The sequence below is a fragment of the Sorangium sp. So ce145 genome, assembly GCF_051525985.1.
Taxonomy (GTDB): domain Bacteria; phylum Myxococcota_A; class Polyangia; order Polyangiales; family Polyangiaceae; genus Sorangium; species Sorangium cellulosum_B.
On record NZ_CP150315.1, the window covers coordinates 2,150,600 to 2,170,768 of the forward strand.

Sequence of the window (20,169 nt, forward strand, 5' to 3'; positions counted from 1 at the left end):
GAGTGACCTCGCTGACATCCTTGGCGCGCATGCTTCACGGCAGACTGCTCGCCGGCCGGTTCGAGGTGGTCGAGCTCGCGGGAACGGGAGGGATGGGCGCTGTCTACCGGACCGTGGACCGCGCGAGCGGCGATGTCGTCGCCGTGAAGCTGCTCGGTGAAATCGACGCGCAGGCGGCGGCGCGCTTCGGTCACGAGGCGCGGGCGCTCGCCACGCTCGATCACCCGCACGTCGTGCGTTACGTGACGCACGGGGTGGCGCCCACCGGGGAGCCTTATCTGGCGATGGAGTGGCTCTCCGGGGAGAGCCTCTCGGCCCGGCTGTCGCGGCGACCGCTCGACGTGGAGGAGAGCGTCGCGCTCGTGCGCGCGGTGGCGGACGCGCTCGGCGCGGCGCACGCGCGCGGGATCGTCCACCGCGACATCAAGCCGAGCAACCTGTTCCTTCCGGACGGGGCCGCCGACCGGGTGAAGGTGCTCGACTTCGGCATCGCCCGGCTCTCGGGCGCTTCGGCGCGGCTGACGCGGACGGGGGCCCTCGTGGGCACCATCGGCTACATGGCCCCCGAGCAGGCCAGCGGGGAGCGCGCGCAGCTCGACGCGCGCGCGGACGTCTTCTCCCTCGGGTGCGTGCTCTTCGAGTGCCTGACGGGCCGTCCGGCGTTTCACGGGCGGCACTTCATGACCATCCTGACCAAGCTCCTCCAGGAGGAGCCGCCGCGGGCGAGTGCGCTGCGGCCCGAGGTGCCGCAGGCGCTCGACGAGCTCCTCGCGCAGATGCTGGCCAAGCGCCCGGAGGGGCGCCCGGCCGACGGCGCGGCCGTGGTGCGCCGCCTCGACGCGCTCGGCGCCTCGACGGCGGGCGGCGCTCGCTCCAGCCTGGCCGCCGTCGAGCTCGTGACCGCCGCGGAGGTGTGGCTCTGCTCGATCGTGGCCGTCGGGCCGCCGGACGTCGGCGCGCCGGCGTCGACGGAGATCGTGCCCGCCGGTCGATCGCAGCGGAGCGCGGTCGCTGCCGTCCGGCGCGAGGCCTCGCCCCTCGGCGCGGTCGTGCAGGAGCTGGCCAGCGGGGCGGTCGTGGCGATCCTGGCGGCGGGGGCGGGCGCGGGCAGCGCGACCGACCAAGCGGCGATCGCGGCTCGCTGCGCGCTGCGGATCCGCGCGTCGGTCCCCGGAGCCAACGTCGTGCTGGTGATGGGGCGCGGCGAGTCGACGGGGCGATCGCTGCTCGGCGAGGTACTGGACAGGGCGGCCCTGCTGCTCGACGACGCGGCCGCCCGGGGCCGCCCGGGCCGCCTTCGCGTCGCTGTCGACGCCGTGACGCGGGCCTTGCTCGACGCGCGTTTCGAGGTCGCGGAGCAGGACGGGCTCTCCTGGGTGGAGGCGGAGCGCGAGGTCGCCGACGGCGCGCGCAGGCTGCTGGGCAAGCCGAGCCCCTATGTCGGGCGCGCTCGGGAGCTGCGCAGCCTGCTCGATCTCGTCGAGGAGAGCTTCACCGAGCCGCGCGCCACGGTGGCGCTCGTGACCGCGGCCGCGGGGGTGGGCAAATCGCGCCTGCGTCACGAGCTGGTCCAGGCGCTGCGGCCGCGCCATCCCGAGCTCGTGCTGGGCGTCGGCAGCGGCGACTCCATCGGCGCGGGCTCCGCGTTCGCGATGCTCGCCGGGTCGCTCCGGGGCGCGCTCGGGATCGCGGCCGGCGAGGCCCCCGAGGCGCAGCGGGAGAAGCTCGCGCGGGCCGTGGGCCAGCTGTTCGCGGGGGAGCAGCTGCAGCGCGTGGCCTGCTTCCTCGGCGAGCTGCTCGGCGTTCCTCTCGCCGACGGCGGGCCGATGGTGCGGGCCGCGCGGCAGGACCCGGCGCACATGGCCGACCGGATCCAGGAAGCCTACCTGGACTACGCGCGCGCCGTGACGAGCGCGCGGCCCATGCTCGTCGTCCTCGAGGATCTGCACTGGGGCGATGCGCCTTCGGTGAAAATTTTCGATCACACGCTACGGGCCCTCTGCGAGCGCCCGTATGCGGTGCTCGCGTTTGCGAGGCCCGAGGTCCACGAGCTCTTCCCCCGGCTCTGGATCGAGCGAGGGCTGACGCAGATCCGGCTGCGCGAGCTGTCCGCGCGGGCCGCCGAGCAGCTCGTGCGCGGCGCGCTGGGCGCGTCGGTCGCGCCGGGGACCGTGGCGGCGATCGTGGATCGGGCCGCGGGAAACGCCTTCTACCTGGAGGAGCTCGTCCGGGCCGTGGCCGAGGGGCGCGGCGGTGCGTTGCCGGAGACGGTGCTGGGCATGGTCGAGGCGCGCCTCGCGGCGCTCGATCCCGAGGTGCGGCGGCTGCTCCGGGCGGCGAGCGTCTTCGGGGATGTGTCGTGGATCGGCGGCGTGAGCGCGCTCGTCGGCGCGCGCACCCTGGCGTCGGGGCCGAGCGACGCGGACGCCTTGGCGGAGCTCTTCGATCGCGAGATCCTCGAGCGCCGCTCGAGCTCGCGCTTCGCGGGGCAGGAGGAGATCGCGTTCCGTCACGCGCTCCTGCGGGAGGGGGCTTACGCGATGCTCACCGAGCGCGACCGGGCGGTCGGGCACAGGCTCGCCGGGGAGTGGCTGCTCTCGGCCGGAGAGCAGGATCCGATGGTGCTGGCCGAGCACTTCGCGCGGGGCGGGGACGGGCCGCGCGCGGGGGGGTTCTACCTGCGCGCCGCCACCCTGGCGCTCCACGGGGCGGACGTGCAGGCGGCGCTCGCGCGGGTGGAGAAGGGGATCGCTTGCGGGGCCGAGGGCGAGCGGCTGGCCGAGCTCCACCTGCTCCGGATGAACGCCTTCACTTGGACCGACGACGCCGCGCGCGCCCACGCGAGCGCGCTCCAGGCGCTCGAGATCGCCGCGCCCGGGAGCCTCGCTTCCTGGCGTGCCCTGAGCGGCGCGATGTACTGCGTCGCGCTCTGCGACGACCGGCGGGCCGTGGAGGTGCTGATCCCGCGCCTCCTGGCCGAGGAGCTCCCCGTCGACGTCCTGAGCCCGGAGCTCGCGACCCGGATCGTCTTCAGCCTGCTCTGGGACGGGAGGACGGCGCTGGCGGAGCGGATCGTGCGCCGGCTCGAGCACGTCATCGCGCCGGCCGTCGAGGGCGATCTCCATGCGGCCCTCTGGATCGAGCTCACCCGCGGCTTCTGGCGCTGCCATGCGGCGCGGGACCTGTGGGGAGCGCTCCAGGCGAACCTCGCCGCGGCGCGGCGCGCCGAGTCCCTCGGCAGCGGGCTGTTCGTCGCCTGGGCGTGGATGCTGGTGGCGATCGATTACACGAGGCTCGGCGACATGGCTGCCGCCGATGGGTACCTCGATCGCGTGCTCGCGACCGAGGGCCTGCTCGACTACGTGTTCACGACCTCGGTGACGTGCCGGATCCTCTCGCTCCTCGAGCGGCGCAGGATCACCGAGGCGGTGGAGATGTCCAGCAGCCTGCTCCAGCACATGCTCGCGCGCGGCCATCGCAGCCGGAGCGTGATCCCGCGGCAGCTCCTCGCCGAGGGGCGGCTGCTCCTCGGCGATCTCGCCCAGGCGGAGGAGGAGCTCTGCGCGGCGGGGGATCCGGCGGTGATGGCGCCCTTCGCCGGGGCCGTGCATCTCTCGTTGTTCGCCGAGATCCGGCTGCGGCAAGGGCGGACGGAGGAGGCCTGCGCGATGGCCGGCGAGGCGCTCGCGCTCCAGCGGCAGGCCGGCACGGTCTTCCTGATGCGGCAGGAGGTGATCCCTGCGCTGTACGCCGAGGCGCTGCACGCGAAGGGCGACGCGGAGGCGGCGCGCGCGGTCGTCCGCGAGGAGCGCGCAGCGCTGCTCGCTCGCGCGGGCAGGATCGAGGAGCCTGCGCTCCGGAGGAGCTTTCTCGAGAACGTATCCGCGAATGCACGGACTTTGGCGCTCGCGCGGGCGTTGCTCGGGGAGTGAGCTGTCAGCAGGCTGCAGCGGAGCCAGCGGGGGAGGGCGTGCTGCGCGGGGGGGCGGCGGGGCTGTCCCACAAACTCGCGCCTTTTGGGGGGCTATTGCCTTGTGTGCGGGAGGCGAGATCGGGGGGCGACCGGCTGCGCTGCGGGCCGGCGCTCGGGGTTTGTGGGGGGCCTGCCCCGCCGCCCCCCCGCGCAGCACGCCCTCCCCCGCTGGCTCTTTCCAGGGGGGCCGCCAGATCGAGGTGCTGTAAAGTGACGCGCGGTTGGGCGCGTGAAGAGGGATGGAGGCATGAAGGAGCTGGAGAATTTGAGACCGCCTGCGGTGCTCGAGGAGATCGAGCGGGCCACCGCGGAGATCGGGTTTGCCATGGCCAGTGACAGGCAGACGGGCTCGATGCTGCGTACGCTCGCCGCCGCCAAGTCGGGCGCTTTCCTCGAGCTCGGGACCGGCACGGGCATTTCTACGTGCTGGATCCTCGATGGCATGAATGCCAGCTCCACGCTCGTCTCCGTGGAGCACGACGAGAAGGTCCAGGCCGTGGCACGCCAGCACCTCGGAGGTGACCCCCGCCTCACGCTCAAGAACATGGATGGCGAAGCCTTCTTGCTCTCGGTCCGGGGGCAGCAATTCGAGCTCGTCTTTGCCGATACATGGCCGGGCAAGTACTACGCACTCGACGAGGCGCTGAGCCTGATCAAGCCCGGCGGGCTCTATGTCATCGACGACATGCTCCCTCAGCCCAACTGGCCTGATGACCACGCTCCCAAGGTGGCAGCGCTGATCGCCGCTCTCGAGCGACGCCAGGATCTCGTGCTGACCAAGCTCTGCTGGTCGTCAGGGCTCATCATCGCGACCAGGATCGGTCGCGGCTAGAGCGACAAACCGGTTGAAACCCCAGAAAAGAGCAGGAATTTGAACCGCCAAGCGCGCCAAGGACGCCAAGAACAAAACACAATCTTGGCGTCCTTGGCGCCTTGGCGGCTCATTTCTCGCTCGATCAACGTGATCGGTGTCCTAGAGAACGACGGCCCCTCTGAGGAGCTGCCGGCAGGTCCAGCGACGGCTGTCACAGCAATCCTGCGCCGGCCCAGAGCCCGGGCTCGTACGCCACGAGCGCGTCCACGTCGTCCGAGGCGAGCACGAGGAAGCTCAGCGGAGAGAAGCCGAGGAACAGGTGCGAGGTGATCGGGAGCTGGATCCCCCACCCGAAGCGAGCGCCGAAGGCGCCCACGCTCTCGAAGTAGGGGGAGTCGAAGAAGATGCGGTGGTAGCCCGGCGTGATCCCGACCGACATCTCGACGTGCGACCCGACCCCCATCACGAGCCGGAGCGGCACGCCGACCGCGAGCTGGTTGACGTCGGTGGTCGAGACGGTCCGGAACTCGGCGCCGACCTCGAAGCGGCGCGTCTCGCTCAGGCGGAGGCGCGCGAGGACGTCGAGATCCACGGACATCCCGTCCTTCACCGTGAAGCGCCCCGGCACGAAGTAGCCGGAGATCCCGAGCGAGAGCGCCATCCGCCGCGCGTTGGCCTCCGCCTGATGACCCGTCGCGGGCTGCTCCGCTGCGGGCCCCGGCGACGTATCCGGGGTGCGCCGCTGCGGCTGCGCGGCAGCCGCGGGCGAGGGAGGGGGGGCCGCGGGGTATCCGCCCGCCGGCGGCGGGTAGGGGTAGGCCGGGGGAGGGCCTCCCGCCGGCGGCGGGTAGGGGTAGGGCGCGGGGTATCCGCCCGCCGGCGGCGGGTAGGGGTAGGGAGCGGGGTACCCGCCCGCGGGCGGCGGGTAGGGGTAGGGCGCGGGGTACCCGCCCGCGGGCGGCGGGTAGGGGTAGGGCGCGGGGTACCCGCCCGCCGGCGGCGGCGCGTACGGCTGGGCCGCGGCCTCGCCCGCGGCGAGGCTCACGGAGGCGAGCGCCACCAGCGCGGGCGCCACGGCGGCGGCGCGCCGCGCGCCGCGGGCCCGACGCGCCAGCACGACGGCCGCCGCGAGCCCCAGCAGGAGAGCAAGCGAGACGAGCTGGCCGGTGCTGAGCCCCCCGTACACGCCACGCCCGGCGTCCCCGCGGAGGAGCTCGATGAAGAACCGGCCCGCCGCGTAGAGCGCGAGCCATGTCCCGAACGCGCGCCCGTCCCGGTGCCCCCGGACGAGCCAGAGGGCGGCGAGCGCGCTCGCCATCGCCCCGAGCGCCGCCTCGTAGAGCTGCGTGGGGTGCACGGGCAGGCTCGGCGCGCCGAGGGGCACCCAGCCGGCCGCCGCGTGGTCCGCCGCCGCGGGGCTGCCGGCGGGGAACCGGACGCCCAGCGCGCCCCCGGTGACGCGGCCGTAGTCGCACCCCGCGAGGAAGCACCCGGTGCGCACGCAGGCGTAGGTGAGCCCGAGCCCTGGCACGAGCCGGTCGAGGAACGGGAGCACGGCCGCGCCGCGGCGGTGGAGGACCAGGCCGGCCACGGCGACGCCGGCGATGAGGCCGCCATAGGCCGCGCGGCCGGCGTGGAGCATCGGACCCCACGAGCCCCTCGCCACCGCCTCGGGCGCGGCGCGCAGCGCCTCGAAGACGTAGCCACCCAGGAGCGCCGCGACGTAGCCCGAGAGGAGCGCCCGGCCCTCCACGGCCACATCCCCCCGATCCCGGCGAACGAGCCAGAAGAACGCCGCGGCCCCGAGGAGCCCCGCGAGGGCGACCATCATGGTGTAGGTCGGCGCGAGCCACGGCGGCAGGCCGTGGCTCGCGAGCCAGAGCACCACCGCCCGGTTCAAGGCCGCCTCCGGATGTGCAGCAGCATGTAACCCGCCGGCAGGAGCAGCCAGAACGCGGCGCCGAGGGGCACGGGCGCGCGCGGGAGGCCGCCTGCGGGATCGCGCCGGCCGGCGCTCAGCCTGCAGCTCGAGTTGCTGCCGGTGGAGGGATCGCCGTCCTTGCAGTTCTGGTTGCAGTCGCTGCAGTTCTGGTTGCAATCCCTGCAGTTCTGGTTGCAGTCGCTGCAGTTCTGGTTGCAACCCGCGACGTCCTCGTTGCAGCTGTCGCAGCCGCCGCAGCTGCCGCAGCCGTCGCTGCTCGACGTGCCGCTCGGCGCGCTCGGGGTGACGGCCGGGACCGTCGGGCTGCCGTACTGGAGGCAGCGATCGAGCACGGCCATGCAGCCCTCGTCCCCGGCGAACGCGAGGGCGCCGTCGCGCCCCGCGACCGGCAGCGCGGCGCACGCGCCGCTGCCCGCGGAGAGGACGCACTCCTTGACCCCGTCGATGCTCAGCAGCGCGAGGATGCAGAGCGCCTCGGCGTTCAGCGCCCCGGCGTTGACCCAGGAACACTCCGCCTGGGCGTCCGCGAACGCCGGGTCGGTGCGGTCGTGCTCGCACTGCCCGGCCACGGCGCAGGTGCATACGTCCCGCACCTCGGCGGCGCACGCCGCGACGGACGAGGGGAGGTGATAGGGGTTGAAGCGCACGGATCGCGGCTCGCTCCGAGGCCACGCGGGCATCGCGGCGCCGCCCGAGGGCGTGGGGAGCGCGGGCGCGTCCTCGGGCGAGAGGGCGCTCAGCGCGACGAGCCACGCGGCGTTGACGTAGACGGTGTGATCCCGGGCGATGACGCCCGCGGGCAGGCCGGTGACGCGGACGAGGGCCTGCGCGTCCGCGCGCCGCGCGAGCTCCGCCAGGATCTCGCCCGCCCGGCCGCCGAGCGCTGCGTCCTCCAGCGGCGCGGTCTCCGGCGACGCCGGTGGCCCCGCGAGGGGAGGCACAGGTCGATCGAGCGGCGCCTCGGGCTCGTGCGCACCCGCGATGGGCGTGACCGCGCGGAGCACGAACCCGTCCTCGGACGGCTCGAGCGCGCCGAGGACGATCGCGTCCTTCCCCATCTCGTCCCGCGCCGCGTCCGCGCTGCGGACCAGCGCGGGGACGCTCGCGATCTCCGCGCCGTCGATCGCCGTCTCGTCCCCCGGCTCGCCGTGCGCCTCCTCCAGCCGCACCGCCACGTCGCGCAGGACCTCTTCCGGCAAGGCGGCGAGGACCTCCGGCGTGGCGCTCAGCGCGTCGCGCAGCGGCAGGTCGTCGTACGGCGGTGTCTCCGCGGCGCACGCGCCGAGCGCCGGGAGCGCCAGCAGCGCGACAGCACGGAACATCGTTCTCTCGATGAAGGCCTTGGTTCGCATGCCCCTCCCTCGAACCCATCAGGCGCGCGAAGCCCGACACGGTGCGCCCTGCTCGATCGAGCGAGCGCGCATCAGGCGGGCGAGGCGCCTGCGACCACGGTACCAAAAGATCTCCCCGCGAAGATCGCCGTGATTCAGGGGGGACCGATGGAGCCCTGTGTGCGAGCCGGTGCTCGGTGTTCCCGCCATGGCGTCCATCCCGCAGGGAGGGGGGCTCAGCGCTCGACCCGCCGGCGCGACCGGCCGCGCTCGGTTCGCCGGTGCACGCACCGCGCGGGCGCAATGTCGCCTGGAACGCGGCTCGCGCCGGGGCTCTGGGAAAGCGCCGTGCGCATCCGGGAGCGGCGGGGAGACACCCTCGCTCTCACGGCGCGCGACGTTGACGTGAACGAAGGTGTCGAATCGAATCCCGCAGGGTCGTCCTCGTGCTGATGGCGAGTCCCGTCCTGCAATCGCCGCCCCGCACCCGCCTCGTGGAAGAACACGACCACCCCGCTGAAGCGCGGGAACCTCACCTCGCGGGCAGTCGCCATGGTACACGGTTCTCCGCCGGCTCAGGTCGCTTTTCGAGCGTGCCACGCGCGATCGAGGCAGGTCGGCATGGCGCTCGGGGCACCCGACCCTGATCGGGCAACGACGACGAACCATTCCAACGAACGGAGAGATCGATGATCGGATATGTCACGCTGGGCACGAACGATCTGGAGCGCGCCGCCCGTTTCTACGACGCCTTGCTGGGCGAGCTGGGCGCGACGCGGCTCTGGCAGCTCGAGCAGATGATCATCTGGGCGGTGAAGCCGAACGCGCCAGCGCTCGCCGTCACCCTGCCCTTTGACCGCCAGCCGGCCACGGTTGGCAACGGGGTGATGGTCGCGCTCGTCGTCGATAGCCCGGCCAAGGTGGACGCGCTCCACAGGAAGGCCCTGGAGCTGGGCGGCAAGGACGAGGGCGCGCCGGGGCCGCGCGGACAGAGCTTCTACGGCGGGTATTTCCGCGACCTGGACGGCAACAAGCTCAACTTCTTCACCATGGTGCGCTGAGCTCCACCGCCGGCCCCTCGTCCGCAATCGGCCCCGCGCAGCGCCGCGAGGCGGCCGTCGCGCAGCGCACGGCGCCACCCGGTGGCGTGATGAAGTGGCGGGAGAATAATTTATTGACGCAGCGTCGCCTTTCCGAGGGCTTTCGCTGCGCCGACCGGCCTTCGAGGTGCGCCCCGTGCCTCAGCGTGACAGGCGCGCCGTCAGGTAGTGGCGCATGGACATCGGCGCTCGGCCGAGCAGGCGCTCCAGGGTCGGATCCACGGCGGCGAACTCGCGCTCTCGGCTCGCCGCGAACATGCCCAGAAACAGGTCCGCCCGTTGTTCGGGGACGCCGTGAGACACCATGTCTTCTCTGAACGCTCGATCGCTGACGGTCACCCGCGTGATCGAGCGCCCGACGAGCTCCGAGGCGATCGCCGCGATGTTCCCGAGATCGAGGGCCGCGGAGGCGGTGAGCGGCGGTGTCACCCCGTCGAGGCGCGCCTCGTCGGTCAGCGCGATCACCGCCGCGTCGGCCAGGTCGGCGTGCTCTGTCCACGAGACCGGGCCGTCCTCTGGCGCGACGAGCTTGCCCGTCTCGAGCGCCCGCTCGAGGAGCATGAGCGCGGACGCTGCATAGAACCCGTTGCGGAGCGAGGTGAACGCGACCCCTGACCTTTGCAGCGAGGCCTCGGTGGCCGCGTGGTCGCGCATGGGCTCGAAGCGGGACGCCGGGTTCGAGCCCATGTGGCTCGTGTAGAGGACGCGGCGGGCGCCCGCCGCGCGCGCCGCTTCGAGCGCGGCTTCATGCTGGCGCACCGCGGCCTCTCCTGTGCTGTTGATGGAGACGATCAGGACATGCGAGGCGCCATCGAATGCGTGGCGCAGGCTCGCGGCGTCGTCGAAGGCCCCCCGGCGCACGCGGACGCCGCGCTCGGCGAGCGCGCTGGCCTGCTCCGGGTCGCGGACGCTGACGCCGAGCCGGGCGGCGGGCACGCGCTGAAGGAGCCGCTCCATGATGGCTCGGCCGAGGTGACCGTTGGCTCCAGTGACGATGATCATGACAATCTCCTCCTGCGCTCGGCGCAGCGACCCTGCGCGGTCCTCCCAGGCATCACGCGGGCGCGGCGCACCGTGCTCCGCGTGGCCCGGTGACGATGGGCTTCTTCACGTCGTCGAGCCTAGCGGCGGCCACCGGAGCGCATTAGTGTGCCTGGAGGGAAGGAACTGTTGCCGTGGACGCACGAATCGATCTGGACCTGAACGACGCCGCGCTCCTCGTGCGCGTCGTCCGGACGCGCAGCTTCTCGGCTGCAGCCCGCGAGCGCGGCGTGCCGGTCTCCACGGTGAGCCGGCGCATCGCGCGGCTCGAGTCCGCGCTCGGTGTCCGGCTCCTCGAGCGAACCACGCGGCGGCTGGACCTGACCGAGGCCGGGCGCGCGTACTTCGGCCACGCCGAGCGGGCGATCGACGACCTCGCGAGAGGCACGCATCATGTCCGCGAGCTCCAGAGTGAGCCGCGCGGGCGCGTGCGGATCGTGGCGCCGGTCGCCCTCGGCGCCGCGGTGGCGAGCGCCGTTTGCGCGTACCTCGCGAAGCACCCCCGCGTGTCGGTCGACCTCGAGATCGATTCACGCCGGGTCGACCTCCTCGCCGGGGGCTTCGACATCGCGATCGTCCCGGGCCACGTGGACGACACCACCGACTTCGTGGCGAGAGAGCTCTGGCGGGCGACGCGGAAGCTGCTGTATGCGAGCCCGAGTTACCTCGAGGCGCGGGGCGTGCCCCAAAGGATCGAGGATCTCGCGCGTCATGATTGCATCGCGGTGCACGCGACGGACGGAATGGCCACGTGGACGCTCGGGCAGGGGCGCCGGAGGCGACGCGTCGCCTTCGAGCCCCGCTTCTATGTGAGCGAGTCCTCCGCCGCCTACCGCGCGACGCTCGCGGGCGTCGGCATCGCGATGCTCCCGGAGGTGTTCTGCGCCGAGGACGTGGCCGCGAAGCGCCTCGTCCGCGTCCTCAAGGGCTACGAGGCCGAGGCCGGCGGCGTCAGCCTCCTCTATCGCGCGCATCGCGCCCTGACGGCCGCCGTCCGGACCTGCATCGACCACCTCCTCGGGGAGCTGCCGGCGACCGACCCGGCGCGCGCCGGGCGCGGCCGCCGCGCGTAGGGGCGTCTTTGACCGGGGGCAAACTTGCGAAACCGACGCCGATGTCGGCCGTAGCTGGACCTGACGGCACGATCGCTCGCCTGGGCGAAGGAAGCCGCAAGGGAGGAGTCCATGATCCATTCCAGAGTAGGCCTGGTGTTCTCGCTCTCGACGCTCGCCCTCGGACTTGTGCAAACAGGTTGCGGGAGCCCCGACGTCGAGCCGCTCGATGACGTTTCGTCGACGTCCGAGGCGCCCGCCGCGCGTACCGGGTTCATCGCCCTGACCCCGATCTCCGCGGACAGGACGCCAGTCCTCCATCACCTCGCCGGCGAGCTCCAGGCGACGCCGGCGCAGGGCGCTCTGGACGCGCTCCGCTCCGGCGACGCCGAGCGCAGCGACCTCCTTCGCCGGACGGGCGCGGTGATCGCCGACATGGACGAGCTCCGTGAGGCGGATCTCGCGATGTACCGGTCGCTGGTCGAGGCCGCGAGCGAGGCCGGGGTCCCGTTCGTCTTCGAGAATGTCCGCGATTCGGCGCGCATGGCCGCGGTGTTCGGCTACGGCGTCGCGGGCGACGTGGCGATCGTGGAGCCATCGCGCGGGGGAACGAAGTTCGACATCAAGCTCTACGGGAACATCGAGACGACGCCGGTGAAGTCCCCCTCCGCCACGATCAAGGTGAGCCACGAGGCCGTTACCTTGTTCCCCGAGGAGCTGGCGGCGCGCGCGCCGGACCGTGAGCACGCCGGACAGGCCGCGGAGGGCGCCCCGCCCACGGCCGGTCCGTCACGCGAGGACGTGGCCACGCAGGTGGCGGCGCGCATCCGCACGCTCGCGGCCGCGCCCGTCGTGCAGCCGTTCGCTCTCTCCGTCGCGAGCTCGGCCCCCCCGGGCACCTACCGCCAGTTCATCGTCAACGGCTCCGCGTGGTGGACCGTTCCCGGCACCTCGCAAGTCGCGACCCTGGATCTGAGCTACGAGGTCGAGCTCGTCGCTTCGGCCACGCCCGACAACAAATTCATGGTCGTCACCGGCGTGGGCGCGGGCGCGAACCCGGGGCCGCTGAACACGAACGACAAGTTCAACCGGGGCTATTACCAGCAGCAGTTGGACGTCCGGGTCGTGCCTGGCAGCACGGCGCTGAGCCCGTACGCCCACGTGCCCAACTCCCCGAACGGGCAAAACTCGTTCACGCGCTCCGTCGGCTGCAGCGTCGGCGCGCAGGGGGGCACCGACGCGGCCAGCGCCAGCTTCTCGTGCAGCTTCCAGGACAGCGCCACCGTGTCCTTGTCCGACTTCACCGCGATCGATCAGAGCACGGGGCGGACGTCCGCCTGGAGCTACCGGATGACCTCGGCGCAGGGCTATCCGTACTGGAACCCCGTCGACCTCGTCGACGATTGGACCGGAACGCTCCACACGCTGCCGTTCCTCGCGGTCTCGACCCTCCAGCCGACGTATCAGACCGTCTATTCCGCGCCGAGCGCGTTCAACGGCAAGGTGCCCCTCTCCGTCACGCACACCCAGGTGCTCCAAGGGATCTACGTCGATTGGTACTTCTTTTACGCAGAGGCGCATCCTCAAGGCTACTCTGTCGCCGCCGAGCTCGCCACGACCGTGGACTTCGGGAGCGTGAGCAGCACCAACCCGGCGGTGACCTTCACCAACCAGAACAGCGGCCTCAACATGGACGTCTATTACTCGGAGACGACGCCGCTCTCGCCGATCATTCAGTGGCCTGCGACCGGCGGTCCCAACCAGAGCTTCGAGCTCATCCCGACGGGAGACGCCGATGGGAGCGTGTTCATCAAGCCGAAGCACAGCGGGCTCTGCTTCGACATCCCTTACTCGAGCCTCGAGGACGGCGTCGGGCTCATTCAATACACCTGCACGGGCAACCCCAACCAGAAGTTCGTCCTGCGGCCGGTGGGCGCTTATCGGTCGATCATGAACGTGAACAGCCAGAAGTGCCTGAGCGTCGAGGATGCCAGCACCGCGGGCTATGCGCGCATCGTCCAGGAGCCCTGCAACACCGCGCTCCCTGAACAGCTCTTCCTCCCGCGCTGAGGAGCGCGCGCCCCTTGCGACATGTCCGCGCAGGATGGCCTCTCCGGGCGAGATTGGCTCGCGCCGGAAGCGACGGATGAGTCGCTCCCGGCGCGCACGGGGTTCGTTCACGGCGTCGGGCAGGAGCTGTCGGTGCAGGCCGCGCCGCCGGCGCAGCCGCAATCGAGGTTGCCGCCGCAACCGTCGGCCGACCTCGAACACGGCCCCGGCGAGATCCGTCGCGGCCGAAATCGACTCGAAGCGCGCCTTCCGCCGCGCGAGAGAATCCATGATGAATTTGATGCGCCTGTAACCTGTACGTGGCGCGCGCCTCGGCTCGGCGCTGGCCGCTCGAGAGATGATGGGGTTCCCGCGTCGGCTCCCTGGCGTTCCGCTGCATGGACCATTGCGTGAAGGTCGGCGAAATTTCCGAGTCCACGGGCAGTCCAGTCTTGACCCCAAAAAATGACGGCTTCACATGGTGTGGAAGGCGCTATCGAGCGTTCCATTCAACACCCGTCGGTCACCGGCTCCAAGGGGGGAGCGCATGCCGGATGATCCATCACCATTCGAAGCAGTGAAGTAGGTTTGATGCTATCTCACTCACAGGCGGGCACCGGCCGTGCTCAGCCGATGGATGCGGGAGGCAGCATGCCGCTGAACAGCTATGGTGTATTGAAGGGTACAGTGATCGATCGGCGTTTCGCGTCGGGAGCGAACCCGCACTACCAGATCCACGTCGTGGACGACACGATAGACTATCGCATCGCGGTGAATGTGCAGTCGCAGGACGGCTCCCAGGTCGAATATGTCGTCAAGTCCCATTTTGCGCACCCGCTGCTTCGAGATCTCCACGAGCTGAAGCCGGGCTTCCATCCACTGGAGAGCAAGCCGGGCGGGCTCGGGCTCGACTTCATCCGGGGAAACCTCCTGGATCGGACGGAGTTCGTCCCGCTGCCATTCTCCGCCCCGGGCCCTGACAACGACCTCAACGAGAAGCTCGACCACTACGTGCAGCGGGCGATGGCCGACGAGACGGCGCTCCTGTACGCCTTCGGGGAGCGCTGGGGCCCGGAGAACGGGAAGAAGGACAAGATCTTCGGCTTCCTGCCGGGAAACGGCATCCACGATATCCACATGAACCAGGGCAACGACGCCCGCTTCAAGAAGGACGACGGTGTCTGGCAGGACGGCGGCCTCCTCATCCACTTCCCGCGTGGGGACCAGTGGGTCGCGATCTTCCTGAAGTTTCAGACGCAGGCGTGGCACACCGACGACAAGACAGGGCACACGCTCGACATCCCGGTATCCGGACCGCCGTCGGACGTGGCCGGAGGAGGCGGTGGGCTCCCCACGGTGGAGCAGCCCGACGGGATCGTGCGGATCGTCGCCGCCCTCGTGAACGACACGCGCACACCCGAGCGAGAGACCGTGACGTTGTTGAATACGTCGAACCGGAAGATCGACCTCGCTGGCTGGTCGCTGGCCGACAAGGCCAAATCGAAGATGGCGCTCGCCGGAGAGCTTCAGCCCGGCGGGCTGACGACGGTCGTCGTCCAGGCTCCGATGGTCCTCTCCAACAAGGGCGGGCTCATCACGCTGCTCAACGCCGAAGGGCTGAAGGTCGACGGCGTGTCCTATACGAAGCAGCAAGTGAGCAATCCGGGTTGGACGATCGTGTTTTGATGCCACGCGGTCCTTCGCACGTGGCGAGCGTCAACGAGGCTGTTACCAGCCGTCCATCGGATTGACGCAGCGGCGCGCGGAGGGCGGAGGGAGCGCCGTTCAAGCGTTCTTCCGCCGCACCGCCCCTCCGGTGCCGTTGACATGCCGAGCAGCTCATCGTAGCCCTTGATCCGGGCGTGCGTCGGTGCGAAACCTCGACCGCCTCGACTCACCATGGCGGGTTGCGCGCGGAGTGGCATCGGCCGAAGCGGCGCTCGCGCAGGATGACGGCAGCGGCAAGATGCTGTCGGTTTACTCCATCGACCTGAGCCGGTGAGCGCTTCGCGTCCCGTCCGGCTCGCTGTGCTTGTCGGCGGCGTCTTCGTGCTCGGCGGCGGCGCCGCCCTTTGTCTTGGAGGGCTGCGCGAGGGCGGTCATCCCGAGGCGGATCGCTTCACGGCCGCCGCGGCGCCCTCGCCGCCGTCGCGCCCCGGGGCGCCGCCCCCGAGCGGCATGGAGGCGCGGGCGCTCGGCTTTCGCCTGCTCACGCTCGCGGATCCCGGGGAGGTCCTCGCCGGGATGGATTCACTCGCGCGGGCGGCCGAGCAGGGAGACGTCGAGGCGCAGGTCTCGCTCGGAAGGATCTACCTGAAGGGGCTTCTGTCGGTCCCCAGGGACGCGGCGCGCGCCCGCGCCTGGCTGCTGCGAGCCGCCCCCTCGCACCACCCGAGCGCCGCGTATTTCCTCGGCGTGATGAGCCAGAACGGCGATGGCGTGATGGCGGACCCTGCGGAGGCTGCGCGCTGGTTCGAGATCGCGGCGCGCGGAGGATCGCCGGACGCGATGTTCCTGCTCGCCAATGCCTATCGCGCGGGCGCGGGCGTGCCAAAGAATGACGAGAAAGCCGTGGAGCTCTACGAGAGCGCTGGCGAGCAGGAGCACCCCGCGGCGCTCCAGGCGCTGGCGATGGCGTATCGCTATGGTGAGCTGGGGCTCGAACCCGACGAGGCCGAGAGCCGCCGGTACACGATGGAGGCCGAGCACGCCATCCAGCACCGGCAGGCTCCTCCGTGATCGGTCATCAAGCCCAGGCCAGGGAGATTCCCGCTCGCCGCCGCCCGGCGCGGCGGCGTCCGGCGTTGCACCGCTCGGCGCGGCGCCCCGACGGCACGCCCATCGCTTGACGCCCGAGCCCCACGGCCGTGCCCGGCGGCGCCCGCTGTGCACGGCGTGGCCATCGCCCTCCTGGGCCACGGCCTGAACCCGCGGCGCGGCGCGTGGCATCCTCCGTGCTCTCGCCGCCGCCGAGGCGCTGGCGCTCGTCGCCGCGCCGGTCAGGAGCTCGCATGCCGCTGCGGATCGAGGACTATGCGTTGCTAGGGGACACACAGACAGCGGCGCTGGTCGGACGCGATGGCTCCATCGACTGGCTGTGCCTGCCGCGCTTCGATTCGGCCGCCTGCTTCGCCGCCCTGCTCGGCACGCCGGAGCACGGCCGCTTCCGGATCGGGCCGAAGGACCCGGCGCCCCGCGTCGCACGCCGCTACCGCGAGGGAACGCTCGTGCTCGAGACCGAGTTCACCACGGCCGAGGGCGCGGTGCGGCTCGTGGACTGCATGCCGCTGCGCGGGAGGGCGCCGGACGTCGTGCGCGTCGTCGAGGGCGTGCGCGGCCGGGTCCCGGTCTCCATGGAGCTCATCATTCGCTTCGACTACGGCTCGATCGTGCCCTGGGTGCGGTCGAGCGGCGGCGCGCTGCGCGCGGTGGCCGGGCCCGACGCGCTGATCCTGCGCGCGGGGGTGCCGGTCCACGGCGCAGGGCTCACCACGATCGCCGAATTCGATGTCCACGAGGGCCAGCGCATCCCCTTCGTGCTCACGTGGCACCCGTCGCACGAGCCGCCGCCCGAGGCGATCGACGCCGAGCGCGCGGTGGAGCACACCGAGGCGTGGTGGCGCGCCTGGTCGAGCCGCTGCGCCCACACGGGACCATGGAAGGAGGCGGTCGTCACGTCGCTCCTCGCGCTCAAGGCGCTCACCCACGCGCCCACGGGCGGGCTCGTCGCGGCGCCGACGACCTCGCTCCCCGAGTGGATCGGCGGCGTGCGCAACTGGGACTACCGCTACTGCTGGCTGCGCGACGCGACCCTGACGCTCTACGCGCTGCTGCTCGGCGGCTACAGCGAGGAGGCCGCGGCCTGGCGCGACTGGCTCCTGCGCGCCATCGCGGGCGACCCCTCGAAGCTCCAGATCCTCTATGGCATCGCGGGCGAGCGGCGGCTCCGCGAGATCGAGCTCCCCTGGCTGCCGGGATACGAGGGCTCGCGGCCGGTGCGCGCCGGCAACGCCGCGGTCGAGCAGCTCCAGCTCGATGTCTACGGCGAGGTGATGGACACGATGTACCAGGCGCGCCGATCCGGCCTCGCCCCGGAGCCGGAGGCCTGGCGCCTCCAGCGCAAGCTGATGGACTTCCTCGAATCGAGCTGGCGCCGGCCCGACGAGGGCATCTGGGAGGTGCGGGGCGGGCCGCGCCCCTTCACCTACTCGCGGGTGATGGCCTGGGTCGCGTTCGATCGCGCCGTGAAGACCGTGGAGCAGCTCGGGCTGGACGGCCCGGTCGATCGCTGGCGCGCGCTGCGCGAGGCGGTGCACGCGGAGGTGTGCGAGAAGGGGTTCGACCCGGGCCGCGGCACGTTCACGCAATCGTATGGCAGCCAGGAGCTGGACGCGAGCACGCTGCTCATTCCGCTCGTGGGCTTCTTGCCGTCCGGCGATCCGCGCGTCGCGGGCACGGTGCGCGCCATTGAGCGCGAGCTCGTGCGCGGGGGCTTCGTGCTCCGCTACTCGACCGGCCCAGGGAGGACGCCCGACGGCCTGTCCGGCGCCGAGGGGGTCTTCCTCGCGTGCAGCTTCTGGCTCGCGGACTGCTATGCCCTCATGGGCCGCGCCGGCGAGGCGCGGGCGCTGTTCGAGCGGCTGCTCGCTCTGCGCAACGACGTCGGCCTGCTCTCGGAGGAGTACGACCCAGGGAGCAGGCGGCTGCTCGGGAACTTCCCCCAGGCGTTCAGCCACCTTGCGCTGGTCGGCTCCGCGTTCAACCTGACCCCGGGCCGCTCCGGTCCCGCGCATCAACGATCCCGTTGACGCTCCGAGGAGAGGAAAGGAGAGCTGGATGCTTGCGCAACTCCGGGGACAGGACCTCCACGGACGGCGCGACGTTGGTGCCCTTGGCCTCCAGGGTCCGCACGAAGCGAACGATGTCGAAGTCGCCCTCGCCGGGGAGGGGGCGGCCGTCGAGGCAGTCCTCCTGGAGGTCGCCTCGGGGCGCGGACTGCCCGTCGCACAGCTCCACGCCCGTGATGTGCCGGATGGCTCATTGTGGCGCAAGCTGGTCCGATGGATCGGCTGCACATGGCACGCCTCGGAGCGCAACGACGTGATCTCCGCGGAGGCGCTCTGGCACGCAGCCTGCTCAGACCCGGCGTCATGCGAACAGCGACGTTGTTGACGGCCGTGGGGTTGTCAGCCCTGGTGGGGTGCAGCTCGGGCCGGGGCGGGAACGCGGGAGGGGGCGGTTCGGGCCAGGGTGGGGGCGGCTCGGTCGAGGCGCCCGTCGAGTGCTTCGAGGTGAAGCCCGGCTGCGTGGTGCCCTCGGAGGTGACGCGGATCGAGAATCCGGACGTCTCGGCGGAGGATCGGGGGTCGCTCTCGCGCAATAACGCGAGCTTCGCGCTCGACCTCGGCCGCGCGCTCCACAGCTCGACGACGAACGTCGTCTACGCGCCTTTCAGCATCTCGACGGCGCTCGCGATGACGTACGCGGGCGCGCGGACGACGACGGAGCAGGAGATGGCCGCGGCGATGCGATTCGAGCTCCCCCAGGAGCGGTTGCATCCGGCGTTCAACCACGTGGACCTCCAGCTCCGGAAACACGCCGAGGAAGGCGGCTTTCGGCTCCACACGGCCAACGGGATCTGGGCGCAGATCGATGTCCCCCTCGAGAAGCCGTTCTTGAATGTGCTCGGCGAGAGCTACGGCGCGCACGTGCGGCTCGCGGATTTCGTCACCGCCACGAAGGAGGCCGAGGGGCTCATCAACGCGTGGGTGAGCCACCGGACGGAGGGCAAGATCCCGAAGCTCCTCGATGAAGACGTGACGCCGGAGACGGTGGCCGTGCTCGTCAACGCCGTCTACTTCCACGCCCAGTGGAAGACGGCGTTCGTGAAGGACGCGACGCAGCCGGGGACGTTCCTGCGCGGCGACGGCTCGAGCGTCACCGCCCAGATGATGAACGGCAGGCATCAGGGGAGCTACGGCGACGGCGACGGCTGGGAAGCGGTGGGGATCCCGTATGCGGGGTCCGCCGTCTCGATGTTCCTCGTGCTGCCCGCCAAGGGGACCACGGACGCGTTCGAGGAGTCGCTCGACGGCGCGGCGCTCGAGGCGATCATCGACTCGACCTACCAGCAGCCGGTCGACATCACGATGCCGAAGTTCTCGTTCGGCACGTCCACCTCTCTCAAGGGAGCGCTCATGGATCTCGGCATGGAGGTCGCCTTCGGCGACGAGGCCGACTTCACGGGCATCGTCGCGGGCATGAAGCTCTGGATCCATGAGGTCATTCACGCGGCGAGGATCGACGTGGACGAGGCCGGGACCGAGGCAGCGGGGTCGACCGGGGTCATCCTCAATTCCTCGGGCTCGGGTCTGCCGGCCGCGCCTGCGGCGATCGTCCTGGACCGCCCGTTCTTCTTCTTCATCCGCGACGCGTCGACGCAGGCGATCCTCTTCGCGGGACGCGTCAACGACCCGACGGCGCGCTGAGGATCGGGGGAGAAGGAAGTCCAAACGTCTCGGAGATGGCAAGCCCTGAGTCGATGTCGTCCAGCAGTTCCTCCCCGATCGCGGCGTTGTCCGTATCTCGTGCCGGCAGGGTGAGCAGCGCGAAGAATGCCTGATAGTGGAATCCTGGGGCGGAAGCCTCCGCGGAGTGCCTTGCATTCTGGCTATCTCCGGCCGCTCTCATTGTCCTCTGCCTACCGCGATCAGCCCTCTGTGGCTGTCCAGCGAAGGCGCGGAGAACGCGCTGAAGCCGCTCCTCGAAGAGGCCGTCCCGCTCCGTCAGGAAATCGTGGGCGCTCCAGAACGTCCAGTCCCGGCGGCGCTCCTCGGCCGTTCGGGTATCGGGCACTTCGACGTCTCC

At 71.4% G+C, this 20,169-nt stretch carries 14 protein-coding genes; 10 read left to right on the forward strand and 4 right to left on the reverse strand.

All coding sequences use genetic code 11. The features are described from left to right. Positions 1 to 29 precede the first annotated feature (29 nt). A complete protein-coding gene (locus tag WMF34_RS08185; protein WP_437992930.1) occupies positions 30 to 3,932 on the forward strand; it encodes a protein kinase domain-containing protein in 3,903 nt (1,300 codons plus the stop codon). A 288-nt stretch (positions 3,933 to 4,220) separates the two neighbouring features. After that, positions 4,221 to 4,805 (forward strand): O-methyltransferase, encoded by a 585-nt coding sequence (locus tag WMF34_RS08190; protein ID WP_437992931.1) that lies wholly within the window; start codon positions 4,221 to 4,223, stop codon positions 4,803 to 4,805. Between the two features lie 193 nt (positions 4,806 to 4,998). Here the strand turns inward: WMF34_RS08190 and WMF34_RS08195 are convergent, their stop codons facing one another. Continuing rightward, positions 4,999 to 6,687: a prolipoprotein diacylglyceryl transferase gene (locus tag WMF34_RS08195; RefSeq protein ID WP_437992932.1), complete on the reverse strand. Its 1,689-nt coding sequence runs from the start codon at positions 6,685 to 6,687 to the stop codon at positions 4,999 to 5,001. Next, positions 6,684 to 8,081, reverse strand: a complete 1,398-nt coding sequence (locus WMF34_RS08200; RefSeq protein ID WP_437992933.1) for a hypothetical protein — start codon at positions 8,079 to 8,081, stop codon at positions 6,684 to 6,686. Before WMF34_RS08200 ends, WMF34_RS08195 begins: the two co-directional genes overlap by 4 nt. 668 nt (positions 8,082 to 8,749) lie before the next feature. Here WMF34_RS08200 and WMF34_RS08205 point away from each other — a divergent pair. Next, a complete protein-coding gene (locus WMF34_RS08205; RefSeq protein WP_437992934.1) occupies positions 8,750 to 9,121 on the forward strand; it encodes a VOC family protein in 372 nt (123 codons plus the stop codon). Between the two features lie 180 nt (positions 9,122 to 9,301). Here the strand turns inward: WMF34_RS08205 and WMF34_RS08210 are convergent, their stop codons facing one another. Beyond that, positions 9,302 to 10,162 carry an NAD(P)H-binding protein gene (locus tag WMF34_RS08210; protein ID WP_437992935.1) on the reverse strand — a complete coding sequence of 287 codons (861 nt, stop codon included), beginning with the start codon at positions 10,160 to 10,162 and terminating at the stop codon, positions 9,302 to 9,304. A gap of 173 nt (positions 10,163 to 10,335) precedes the next feature. Here WMF34_RS08210 and WMF34_RS08215 point away from each other — a divergent pair, with 173 nt between their 5' ends. The 7 genes from WMF34_RS08215 (at position 10,336) to WMF34_RS08245 (ending at position 19,790) form a co-directional block, all read left to right on the forward strand. After that, positions 10,336 to 11,274 (forward strand): LysR family transcriptional regulator, encoded by a 939-nt coding sequence (locus tag WMF34_RS08215; RefSeq protein WP_437992936.1) that lies wholly within the window; start codon positions 10,336 to 10,338, stop codon positions 11,272 to 11,274. A 111-nt stretch (positions 11,275 to 11,385) separates the two neighbouring features. Beyond that, a complete protein-coding gene (locus WMF34_RS08220; RefSeq protein ID WP_437992937.1) occupies positions 11,386 to 13,323 on the forward strand; it encodes an RICIN domain-containing protein in 1,938 nt (645 codons plus the stop codon). A gap of 630 nt (positions 13,324 to 13,953) precedes the next feature. Then, entirely contained in the window at positions 13,954 to 14,988 is a 1,035-nt protein-coding gene (locus WMF34_RS08225) for a DUF2278 family protein (protein ID WP_437992938.1), read from the forward strand. A gap of 184 nt (positions 14,989 to 15,172) precedes the next feature. Further along, positions 15,173 to 15,304, forward strand: coding sequence for a hypothetical protein (locus tag WMF34_RS08230; RefSeq protein ID WP_437992939.1), 132 nt, complete (start codon positions 15,173 to 15,175; stop codon positions 15,302 to 15,304). Beyond that, positions 15,301 to 16,041 (forward strand): tetratricopeptide repeat protein, encoded by a 741-nt coding sequence (locus tag WMF34_RS08235; RefSeq protein ID WP_437992940.1) that lies wholly within the window; start codon positions 15,301 to 15,303, stop codon positions 16,039 to 16,041. Before WMF34_RS08230 ends, WMF34_RS08235 begins: the two co-directional genes overlap by 4 nt. Positions 16,042 to 16,313: 272 nt before the next feature. Further along, the gene (locus tag WMF34_RS08240; RefSeq protein WP_437992941.1) at positions 16,314 to 18,110 is read left to right on the forward strand and encodes a glycoside hydrolase family 15 protein; all 1,797 of its coding nucleotides are present in this window, start codon (positions 16,314 to 16,316) and stop codon (positions 18,108 to 18,110) included. A gap of 369 nt (positions 18,111 to 18,479) precedes the next feature. Next, a complete protein-coding gene (locus WMF34_RS08245; RefSeq protein WP_437992942.1) occupies positions 18,480 to 19,790 on the forward strand; it encodes a serpin family protein in 1,311 nt (436 codons plus the stop codon). Here the strand turns inward: WMF34_RS08245 and WMF34_RS08250 are convergent. Continuing rightward, the gene (locus WMF34_RS08250; protein WP_437992943.1) at positions 19,768 to 20,157 is read right to left on the reverse strand and encodes a hypothetical protein; all 390 of its coding nucleotides are present in this window, start codon (positions 20,155 to 20,157) and stop codon (positions 19,768 to 19,770) included. The two genes, WMF34_RS08245 and WMF34_RS08250, sit on opposite strands and share 23 nt — an antisense overlap. Positions 20,158 to 20,169 lie beyond the last annotated feature (12 nt).

Coding starts and splice junctions, on each gene's coding strand:
- WMF34_RS08205 (WP_437992934.1), top strand. CDS start 8,750: ATGATCGGATATGTCACGCTGGGCACGAACGATCTGGAGCGCGCCGCC.
- WMF34_RS08190 (WP_437992931.1), top strand. CDS start 4,221: ATGAAGGAGCTGGAGAATTTGAGACCGCCTGCGGTGCTCGAGGAGATC.
- WMF34_RS08240 (WP_437992941.1), top strand. CDS start 16,314: ATGCCGCTGCGGATCGAGGACTATGCGTTGCTAGGGGACACACAGACA.
- WMF34_RS08200 (WP_437992933.1), bottom strand. CDS start 8,081: ATGCGAACCAAGGCCTTCATCGAGAGAACGATGTTCCGTGCTGTCGCG.
- WMF34_RS08185 (WP_437992930.1), top strand. CDS start 30: ATGCTTCACGGCAGACTGCTCGCCGGCCGGTTCGAGGTGGTCGAGCTC.
- WMF34_RS08220 (WP_437992937.1), top strand. CDS start 11,386: ATGATCCATTCCAGAGTAGGCCTGGTGTTCTCGCTCTCGACGCTCGCC.
- WMF34_RS08225 (WP_437992938.1), top strand. CDS start 13,954: ATGCCGCTGAACAGCTATGGTGTATTGAAGGGTACAGTGATCGATCGG.
- WMF34_RS08210 (WP_437992935.1), bottom strand. CDS start 10,162: ATGATCATCGTCACTGGAGCCAACGGTCACCTCGGCCGAGCCATCATG.